Origin of the sequence: Pseudoroseomonas cervicalis ATCC 49957, from assembly GCF_000164635.1 — a bacterium.
GTDB classification, from domain to species: Bacteria; Pseudomonadota; Alphaproteobacteria; order Acetobacterales; family Acetobacteraceae; genus Pseudoroseomonas; species Pseudoroseomonas cervicalis.
In genome coordinates this window covers 1-994 of record NZ_GG771070.1, presented here as the reverse complement: position 1 = coordinate 994, position 994 = coordinate 1, and the positions used below count along the sequence as shown (strand labels likewise).

The window sequence follows — 994 nt, the reverse complement described above, 5'->3', positions numbered from 1 at the left end:
TCGGCTGGGCCGAGCTGGCGCAGCCGCTGGCCGCGCTGCAGGCGAGCGGCGAGGCGGTGAAGCGCAGTCTCGGCCTGGCCGAGCAGCTGGCGGCGCAGCCGCGCGCCGCCCGCAACCTCTCCACGATGCAGCCGCTGACCAGCGCCGTGGCCGATGCCGGGGAGAAGCTGACCGACCTGTCCTTCGTCGTCAGCACCCGGATGCGGCTGGTCGATGGCGGCTTCGCCGAGCTGGTGGGCATCCGCCAGCAGGCCTGGGCGGCGCGCTCGGCCTATGGGCGGCAATGCTCGCTGCTGCGGCCCAACATCGCCTCCGGCCAGCCCCTGAGCCCGGCGATGCAGACCGAGCTGGTGGGGCTGCGCAGCCGGGCCATGGTCGGGCTGGACGGGCTGGAGGACCTGCTGGGCCGGCCCGGCGCCGATCCGGCGCTGCGGCGCGCGCTGGAGAGCGCCAGGACCGAGGTGGCGGAGGCGACGCGCTGGATGGATGACGTGCTGGCCCGGCTGGATGGCAGCGGCCGCGCCGCCGCCCCGGCGCAGGAATGGACGCGCCGCTGCAACGCGCCCTTCGGCACCATTGTGGGCATCGGCAACGCGGCGCTGGACGCCGCCGTGGCCCGCGCCGTGGAACTGGAGGGGGAGAGCTGGCGCCACATGGTGGTGGCGCTGGCGCTGATGGGCGCCACGCTGGCGGTGGGCGCGGTGGCGGTGCTGCTGCTGCTGCGCCGGCTGGCCCGCCCGGTGCTGTCGCTGCGCGAGGCGGTGGGGCGGCTGGCGCGGCAGGACTACGCCACCCCGGTGCCGCGGCCGCGCGCCGAGGACGAGTTCCGCCGCATGGCCGAGGCGCTGGAGGCGCTGCGCCTGGGCGCGCAGGAGGCCGAGGCGCTGCGCGCGCAGCAGATGGAGCAGCAGCGCGCCGAGCTGGCGCGGGCCGAGATGGTCTCCGGCCTCTGCACCGATTTCGAGGGCAGCGTGCGCAGCGCGCTCGGCGAGCT

General features: G+C 76.7%; 1 protein-coding gene. It reads left to right on the top strand.

Annotated elements, in window-relative coordinates; translation table 11 throughout:
• A partial coding sequence (locus HMPREF0731_RS21765) for a HAMP domain-containing protein (protein WP_007006414.1) occupies window positions 1-994 on the top strand: 994 nt, incomplete at both ends.